This is a genomic window from Microcystis sp. LSC13-02 (genome assembly GCA_002282935.1).
Lineage (GTDB): Bacteria > Cyanobacteriota > Cyanobacteriia > Cyanobacteriales > Microcystaceae > Microcystis.
Window position 1 is genome coordinate 38,405 of the sequence record MTBT01000029.1, and the last position, 8,591, is coordinate 46,995.

The following is an 8,591-nucleotide window of genomic DNA, read 5'->3' on the forward strand; positions in this document are numbered from 1 at the left end:
GACGGGGGCATAGTCTTCCGATTGTGTCTAGTTAAGAGGAGTAGAAGCAAGAATCTCCCGTCACAGCGTAGCTTGACGGCGAGAGTGTCAATGTCTTGTATTTGGAGAAAGCTTGTGGATTTATCGCGCATTCCTGCCCAACCGAAACCCGGTTTAATTAACGTTTTAGTGGAAATTACCGCCGGTAGTAAGAATAAATACGAGTTTGATAAGGATTTAAACGCCTTTGCTCTCGATCGCGTTCTCTATTCTTCGGTACAATATCCCTGTGATTATGGTTTTGTTCCCAATACCCTCGCCGATGACGGCGATCCTTTAGATGGTATGGTGATCATGGATCAGCCTACTTTCCCCGGCTGTGTGATTACGGCGCGCCCTATTGGTATGTTAGAAATGATCGATGGTGGTGATCGCGATGAAAAAATTCTCTGTGTTCCCGCTAAAGATCCTCGTTATGCTGAGGTAAAATCCCTCAAAGATGTCTCTCCCCATCGCTTGCAGGAAATCGCCGAGTTTTTCAAAACCTATAAGAATCTAGAGAAAAAAGTCACAGAAATTCTCGGTTGGAAAGATGTGGACGCAGTAACCGCTTTAGTTGAACAGTGTATCGCTGCTTATAAGTAATCTCAGTCCAAAATCAGTTATCAGCTATCAGATTTGAGTTTTAAGTAAACGATGCTCAGTAGACATAGACCTAATATTATCCCAAGGCTAAAAGTTTTTCTGCTTAAGAGATTTGTCCGAATAGAAATGGTTTTAATTACTTCATATTTTTTCAATATAGCAACGAAAGATCTATGTCTCAATTAGCGAACTATTTGTTAGTACACAAGAGAAAAGTAAGCTTTGATTGGGTTATAATTCTTGGAGATGTCTATTGACAAGTTTGGCTCTCTTTTCACTGATTACTGCTCACTGATAACTGAAATCCCCACACCCCAATTTATGCGAATAGAAACCTTAAAATCGGGTTTAATCGTCTCCTGCCAAGCGCCAGTGGAGTCATCTCTGCACGATCCTGTAATTATTGCCGCCATGGCTCATGCTTGCGTGGATAGGGGTGCTTGTGGGGTCAGAATTGATAGTCCCACTCATCTGAAAGCCACCCGTCAACAATTGCCGGATATACCGATAATTGGGCTCTGGAAACGCAATTATCGCGATTGTTCGGTATATATTACTCCCAAATATCAAGATGCTCTCGCTATTGCCGATGCGGGTGCAGATATAATTGCCTTGGATGCTACCCCAAGAAAGCGTCCTAATGATGAAAATTTAGCCACAATTATCGATCGTATTCATCAGGAAACTGGTAAATTAGTCATGGCAGATATAGACTCGATCGAAAGTGCTATTTATGCCGTGGCAGCCGGTGCTGATATTGTCGGTACAACTCTTTACGGTTACACAGAAGCAACTAAAAATCTGCCACCGCCGAGTTTTTCTTTCCTAGAAGAATTAGTTAATAAGTTATCAGTTCCTGTTATCTGTGAAGGAGGAATATCGACTCCAACAGAAGCAAAAAAAGCCCTCGAAGTTGGTGCATATTCGGTAGTTGTTGGCACGGCAATTACAGGGATTGATTTAAAAACTACCGCTTTTTTACAAGCAATTTTATCAAAAGATTAATGGGAGGCAAAAAAAACAAAAAGTTTAGCCGCACCTCCTAAAATAGCGACAACCAAAGCGATTAAAATCCCCCGGTTTGTGAATTGCTGATAGGCAATCCCTGCGGTCAATCCGTTAATTTTTTCCTTACTACAATAGCCAAAAACCCTTATCCAGCAATGGATAAACCCGTTAACTTTTCTTAACGTACCCATGTTTATTGTAATATTTCTTAATAGACAGGGATGGATCATATTTGCTAAAAAGGAGATCAAGTCAAAAAAAAGAACCCTTGGCAACTTCTCAAAATTACCCGATGATATTATCAAAATTAGCCACAGCAAGAGGATTTAATGGCGAGACTTGTAGCCATAGTTTAGGACAATTATTAGACTTAGAGAAAGCCTTAGATTTATTAGGGGTTTCCCTGATTTGTCCCCAGTAACTGGGCATCAGAAATTCTCTTAATCTCTCCTACAGCACAGGTTATGACCTTGTGTCAAAGGGCAAGTCCAGTAATAAAATGCTCAAATTCTAACTACGCCACCGTAAAATTTGTGCTTTAATGGGGTTGACAAAATCCCGTTTTTCTGCTTGAGATTTTTCGTATTCTTGCTTGAGGCGATAATACCATTTGGCCTGGGTATCGGCATCATCAATTAACATCAAAGCTGGATGATAACTAAGTCCTTCCTGTTGTTTAATCACCACATCGCGATCCTGTTTAAGAAATTGTCGGGTTAAATAACGCAAAAGAGGGGTTAAAAATGCCAACCAAGGAATCGTATAGTATAAACTTTGATGGACTTCGCAGTGATTTTCATCGATGGGAGTAATTGCCGTAAAAGCACAGGCCAAATAGCGATCACCTCGTAGTATTTCTGTACGCACCGAGGGCAATTCAAAAACAATTTCAATCGATACCTTATTACCCAGAATTTTATAAGGTTTCGCACTTACGGGCATATCATAGGGGGCAAGACGAAAACCGAGGGGAACTGGTTCGTATTGTTTTTCTTTGACCCGAAATTTGCGCGGACCGCTGCGCCACCACCAAGAAGTATGAACGTAGGGACCGTGGGCCGGATCCATCAATCCCACCACCGCATGGTCAATATTGCAGTCAAAAGTGATAGTTTCGGCTATTTTGGGGGTAAGTTTGCCAAAATCGCTAATAATCGGCACAGGAGGCAGATTTTCTTGCTTAATTTCCCTTTTTGAGTCTGCCGGAATAAACACCCAGATATGACCTTGTATTTCGCGACAGGGATAACTGGTGACACAAATTCGGCTAATATCAAGGCGATCGTGTTCGGTTAATGAGGGGATCTCAGAACAAACGCCATCGCTAGTGTTAAATTTCCAGCCATGATAGCAACAGTACACCCCATCCCCTTCAATCCAGCCATGGTGCAGCGGAATGCCGCGATGGGGGCAAATATCCCGCAATGCGAACACTTCTCCATCCTCTCTCCTACCGACAACAATCGGTTCACCTAGCATTTTTTTGGCCATTAGCTGACCGGGTTTCAGTTTATTTGCCGGTGTGGCCACATACCAAAAGTCGCGCAGTAAGCTAGTCATAGGGTTTGTCTGGAGAGCTTCGATCGTTCATCCTATCATCAGAAATGAAGGTTATGACCGGGACTAGGGCAGATAATTTATGGACGTAACTGGATTCGAACCAGTGACCCCATCGATGTCAACGATGTACTCTAACCAACTGAGCTATACGTCCGCACGGATCGCTATTATAACACGATTGCTCCTAATTAGGCAAGCCCCTAGGCAGTAAATTGATAGCCAATTAACTTATAAATTAACTTGGCAGTGGTAAATTCCGAGACCACCGAATCACTAATCGGGGCCAATTCCATCACATCGCAGCCAATCACCTGATGGGTTTGGAAAAGACGACGGAGAAAGTTTAGGGTTTGATGCCAACTTAACCCCCCCGGTTCCGGGGTTCCCACCCCCGGAATTAAAGCGGGATCAATGCCATCCACGTCGATAGTTAAAAATACCTTCTCAGTCGTAATTTTGGCGATCGCTTTTTCGATCCAATCGGGATCACCGGCGATATCTCGATCCCAAACCACGGGAATCTGCTGTTTAGCGATTAATTCCGCTTCTTCTCGACAAATAGCCCGAATTCCCACGGGTAAGGTCGGTAAACCCATTTCTAACACCCCTCAAAACGCATATCGCCATGGGCATCAATTTGAACCACAGTAAAAGGTTCCGATAAAGCTTGTCGGTAAGCTTGTACTACTCCCGTAGTGATAGCGTGTTCACCCCCGACGGCGACGACAAATTTATCATCGGCGATTAAACGAGAAACTGTAGCTGTGGTGACGGCTAACATCTCCTCGGCGGACAATTGCGGTTGCTGACGGGTATCAGCGATTGCCTCATGGGTATAGATGCCCACTTCTAAACAGGTTTCCCTCTTAAGTTCCTCGTCATAGGCTTCCAGTTGTTGGGAAGCGGTAATCACCGCCGCCGGCCCGGTTTCACAACCCTTACGATAGGTGGTGGTGGCCTCGTAGGGAATCGGCAGGATCACGGCCTTAGCTGTGGCGTAAGTGGCGATCGCTTCACTCCCTAAAAACTGTTCGCTACCGGTGGCGCAAGACAATAACATGGGCAAGTCACAGAAAATTTTAGTCCAATCTTCTATTATAAATATTTTGACTATTTTTGTCTATCTCAACTGACTCCAAACATATCTACTACAATAGCAAAAAACCCTGATCTATCAATGGATCTATCCCTTAACTTTTCTTGATGTACCCATGTTTATTGTAATATTTCTCAATGGACAGGGAGGGAGCATATTTGCTAAAACCGAGTTAGATTTATTGGGGGTTTCCTTGATTTCTACCAGGTAAGGGGGCATCAGAAATTCTCTTAATCCCTCCCAAAGCACAGGTTATGGCCTTTTGTCAAGGGGTAATTTCGGATCTTAATTGAAAATATAAGTAGAGATTAGCGATCGCTAAATTGGAAGCCATGAGTAAATTTACTTTATATTATGACTGCGATGGTAGTTTAAAAACTCTTGAACTGCCTTTAATCCTTGTCAATTCTCTCTGCATAGCTTCAAATACTTGACATTTTTAGTATATTTGAATTACTCATTAGGGATATCTGACATTAAACAGGAATCTTGACTCTTCTGGTTTCTGTGTGGAAACGAGGTCTATACTGATAGTCTATGCCGCCAAATAGTCCTAAAAGTCTTGCCTGATAAGTATTTCACGATTTCATAAGCAAAAATTATCACACAAAGTCGAGAAGCTCCGAATCTTCTTTACATTATGTTATTGAAGGGTTTCATTTGGGAATGATATAATTGCACGGAGAGATTACAAGTCACTCTATAAAATCCTCAAAAGCGGGAATGGGCTAATTCTGAGTCTCAGCATATCATCATGGAAGAAACAGTTCACGACAATTTTTTCAAAAAATTTACTGTGGTAACAGCTACTAGATCTGCGGCAGATTATCTCCCGGAGTCATCGGGTGTTTACGCTTTCTATCATGCGTTTGATTTTTCTGAGCATGATTTGTGTGGTAATATCAAGACTCGCTTGCAAAATACAGTGTTTAAAACAAAATTTTCTGAGAATAATGATAGAAGCAAATTTACCATAGATATCTGTGGAGAGCCAGTTAGTTTATCTCAGAATATGGAATATTTTCTTCAAGAAATTTCTCAACCAAAGGAGCGAAGAATTCTGAAAGAGTTTCTAATTTCATGTAGCATTTTACAGCATCCAGAATATATTGGCACGGCAAACAATTTAAGAATGAGATTTCTTCAACACTTGGAAAGAGAGGATGGGTTTTTATCAAAACATGGAAATTCAAGATCGAATAACGAATTTTTGTTTATTTCCTTTCCTTGTCCGAAAAATATTTCTAGACAATTGGAAAGCTTATTAATTCAATTATGTCAACCCAGATTCAATCTTCAAAGGAGTTAAAATATGGAACTAGATAATCAGTCTCCAGAAACTATCGAATATAAAGCAATCACTGGTAAGTTTGGTGAAGTTAGATACTTTATAACAACCTTAGAACAAAGTGATGCAGTAGAAAACATTCGATTTGCTGATGAGATACAAGGCAGCTGGAGCTTCTCCGAAAGAGTCCAGAGAAAACTCGATGAAAAAAGAGCGGAAACAGAAATATTTTCCTACTTAGCTCAAGGGGGAATTAGGTTTTTTAATTCAATTGTAGTCGTCCTTTTGCCAAACTCAAATGAGCAAAGAGAGTTCTGGGATTTTTCTACAGTTAGTAGTCAAGGTAAAACTGTAGAAAAATGGGTTAATTTAAAACTGTACAAAAACGTTGCTAGAATTGTCATTGATGGACAACATAGATTACTTTCTCTAAAAAGATACTGGAATGCTCATACAGGCAAAGAACCATTAGATTCTCAACAGTTAAAAGATAACTTTAATTGCTCTGAAACCTTTGATATACCAGTTGTTTACTTAGTATTTAGAGAACTTGGAAGGGTAGGCTATAGCAATGCAAGCGAAACTATTAGAGATGATATTATCAAAGCGACTCGTAATATTTTTACAGTTATAAACAAAACTGCAAAATCTATTGATAAACAAACTCAATTATTGCTAGATGACAGTAAAATATCAGCATTAATTCCCAGAAAAATTTTGGAAGAAAAAGTGCTTGAAGACAAATATGTTAAATGGTCTTCTACAAACAGTTTAAATCAAGCAGATCCTTATCTAACTACACTAAATTTAATTAGTGAATGTACTATGGAAATTTTAAAAGACTCCCCGCCAGCTTTAAAAAAATCATTTAATTCACCTAATGAGCGACAAATGGCTTTAAAAGATTACTATGATTCTCATCCTAATTTGTCACAAATAGGCACAAAAGCTGTACTTAATTGGTTTTTTAACGAACTTCAACCATTTAAGGATTGGATATCACAGCTAAATTATTTAGATGTAGATGTGCCGATTCAACCAGATCAACCGCAGCTGAAACCTAGCCAGAAAGCAGCGATAAAAAGGTTACGGCAATCCAGTATTTTATACACAGTTTTGGGACAAAAAATACTCTTTTTTGCAGTTTCGAGATATTTACTTAGAGTAAGAAAAGAGTATCGGATTACCGCCACTCTTAGCGCTATCTCAGATAGTATTAAGAAAATGGATCAAGAAGGTTTTTTTCAAAGAAACCAACCACACTGGTCTAATATCATAGTGCAGCCTAATGAAAATCTGAGCATTCTTACTAAAGGTTCTGGAGCCGATAAATGTGTAGAACTTGTCAAAATAATATTATCTGATACCTCTGATGGTGTAAGAGAGCTAATAAAAAAGACCAAAGAGGAAATTAGTCCTGATGTTAACTGGAATGAACATTTAATTTCTAAATGGAAAAAAGAGTTTCATGTCATCCTACCTAGAGTAGATTTGATTGATGAGCAACTACAAGAATCGTCTGAATCGGAGGATTTATTTTCTGAAGTTAGAGAGAAGCTAGACTCTTTTGAAGAAGAAGAAAACGAATTTGCTAAAATTGAATACGATGGGGATATTTTTCAAGAAAATGAATAACTGAACTATTAAACGCCAAGGAATTTGAGAATAACGCAATTGTATCGGAAGGGTACGTTCCCTAATATGACTCCTAATGCTCTAGCGATCGATTTTTGGGGAACGCACCATGCACATTGATTGGCTGTAAGAACGATTTCTGCAAAGACTGTGAAATTGAAGGCTCTTGTGCAGGTCAGTGTCAAGTCACTTTGGAGTCTTCCAGAAATGACAGTCAATTAGTTGGAAAAATGTGCGAGTTAATGATTGCAACTACACAGAATTTGGTTGACGAATATCTAGAAGGCAGGTGAAATTCTGTGTTTATGACTAAGAACTAGCTGCCCAAAGCAAAGACACTTCATATTGATTAAATGTTGAATCCGCACTCACAAGTGTCATATCTTCTACCTGAGCTTGTGCAATCAGCATTCGGTCAAAAGGATCACGATGATGTAAAGGCAATGCAGCCGCCCGCAAAGCATGAGAAGCATTGATCTCTAACGACCTAGCTCCTAGTCGGGTCATTCGAGTAGAGACATAATCATCTATTTGCTCTGGCAGTGGTAATTTACCGATTGAGACTTTAATTCCCATCTCCCAAACACTGGCAACAGAAAACCACACTTCATTGCTTTCGTTGGCAATTTGTTCAATTACATTCTCACTTAACTTGTCTGGTTGGGCAAACCACCACAGCCAGCATTGTGTATCCAGTAAAATTCTCACTCCGCACCACCCTCAAATGCTACCAAAATATCTTCTGATAAAGGAGCATTAAAATCATCTGGTACGGTAAACATCCCTCGATCTTGTCCTAAACTAGACCGTCGATCTAAAGATGTCCGAAATGGAACAAGTTTAGCAATTGGAATACCTCGGTTTGAAATAACGATTTCCTCTCCGAGTTCCACACGGGACAATAGCCGAGAAAGGTTTGTTTTAGCCTGATGAATGTTTACAGTTTCCATGCTCTTAAAAAACTAAGTCCACAAACTAAGTTTAGTTTAGTTGCGGTGATTCTGCAAGGGCAAGTTAGTTTGAATTGCGATGCCGAAGGCACTGCGTAGCAGATCGCCGATCTGGTAGGGTGCGTTCCCTAATGCAACTTCTACCGCTCCACTGATCGATTTTTGGGGAACGCACCATGGACATTGATTGAAGCTGTAAGTCTAGGTGTTGCTGAATCAAGGTATGAATGCCAATTGTGCATCGTATCCAAAAGCTAGTTTGGGTCTAGCGGCAAGATGTAGGCAGAGTAGTCAAGTGAAGTGTCCCATGCCTGAGCCTCACCTTGTACAGAGCCGACAATTGACATCCTCACCGCCGTAAAACGGACGGTGATTCCCAAACCTCACGATTTAGGTTTCTGCTTCTTTCCCTTGCGGGGTTCCGCACCTG

8 protein-coding genes, 1 tRNA gene and 2 pseudogenes are annotated in these 8,591 nt (G+C 40.4%); 5 read left to right on the forward strand and 6 right to left on the reverse strand.

Annotated features, from left to right (window positions below):
* Nucleotides 1–114: 114 nt before the first annotated feature.
* Together BGL89_RS02030 and BGL89_RS02035 are read left to right on the forward strand one after the other, a co-directional pair.
* Nucleotides 115–624 carry an inorganic diphosphatase gene (locus BGL89_RS02030; protein ID WP_004162542.1) on the forward strand — a complete coding sequence of 170 codons (510 nt, stop codon included), beginning with the start codon at nt 115–117 and terminating at the stop codon, nt 622–624.
* A 321-nt stretch (nt 625–945) separates the two neighbouring features.
* A complete protein-coding gene (locus BGL89_RS02035; protein WP_286824164.1) occupies nt 946–1,629 on the forward strand; it encodes an N-acetylmannosamine-6-phosphate 2-epimerase in 684 nt (227 codons plus the stop codon).
* On the opposite strand, the pseudogene BGL89_RS02040 reads toward BGL89_RS02035, so the two are convergent.
* Nucleotides 1,626–1,751 (reverse strand): annotated as a pseudogene (locus BGL89_RS02040) (DUF4164 domain-containing protein); the annotation flags it as partial. The gene BGL89_RS02035 and the pseudogene BGL89_RS02040 sit on opposite strands and share 4 nt — an antisense overlap.
* Before the next feature lie 173 nt (nt 1,752–1,924).
* Between BGL89_RS02040 and BGL89_RS02045 the strand changes: the two are divergent.
* Entirely contained in the window at nt 1,925–2,053 is a 129-nt protein-coding gene (locus tag BGL89_RS02045; protein WP_286824166.1) for a hypothetical protein, read from the forward strand.
* A gap of 89 nt (nt 2,054–2,142) precedes the next feature.
* On the opposite strand, the gene BGL89_RS02050 is transcribed toward BGL89_RS02045, so the two are convergent.
* From BGL89_RS02050 to speB, 3 genes and pseudogenes are all read right to left on the reverse strand, one after another.
* A complete protein-coding gene (locus BGL89_RS02050; RefSeq protein WP_004162539.1) occupies nt 2,143–3,192 on the reverse strand; it encodes a Rieske 2Fe-2S domain-containing protein in 1,050 nt (349 codons plus the stop codon).
* Nucleotides 3,193–3,272: 80 nt separating this feature from the next.
* Nucleotides 3,273–3,346 (reverse strand) — tRNA-Val (locus tag BGL89_RS02055).
* Nucleotides 3,347–3,392: 46 nt separating this feature from the next.
* Nucleotides 3,393–4,252 (reverse strand): annotated as a pseudogene (gene speB / locus BGL89_RS02060) (agmatinase).
* Nucleotides 4,253–5,042: 790 nt separating this feature from the next.
* On the opposite strand from speB, the gene BGL89_RS02065 reads away from it, so the two are divergent.
* Nucleotides 5,043–5,597, forward strand: coding sequence for a GIY-YIG nuclease family protein (locus BGL89_RS02065; protein ID WP_193957593.1), 555 nt, complete (start codon nt 5,043–5,045; stop codon nt 5,595–5,597).
* A 3-nt stretch (nt 5,598–5,600) separates the two neighbouring features.
* On the forward strand, nt 5,601–7,211 hold the full coding sequence (locus tag BGL89_RS02070) for a DNA sulfur modification protein DndB (protein WP_286824169.1): 1,611 nt from the start codon (nt 5,601–5,603) through the stop codon (nt 7,209–7,211).
* Between the two features lie 309 nt (nt 7,212–7,520).
* Here BGL89_RS02070 and BGL89_RS02075 read toward each other — a convergent pair whose 3' ends face one another.
* Nucleotides 7,521–7,919 carry a type II toxin-antitoxin system VapC family toxin gene (locus BGL89_RS02075; protein ID WP_286824171.1) on the reverse strand — a complete coding sequence of 133 codons (399 nt, stop codon included), beginning with the start codon at nt 7,917–7,919 and terminating at the stop codon, nt 7,521–7,523.
* Nucleotides 7,916–8,161: a type II toxin-antitoxin system Phd/YefM family antitoxin gene (locus BGL89_RS02080; protein WP_286824172.1), complete on the reverse strand. Its 246-nt coding sequence runs from the start codon at nt 8,159–8,161 to the stop codon at nt 7,916–7,918. The genes BGL89_RS02075 and BGL89_RS02080 overlap by 4 nt, the downstream gene beginning before the upstream one ends.
* Between the last annotated feature and the right edge of the window lie 430 nt (nt 8,162–8,591).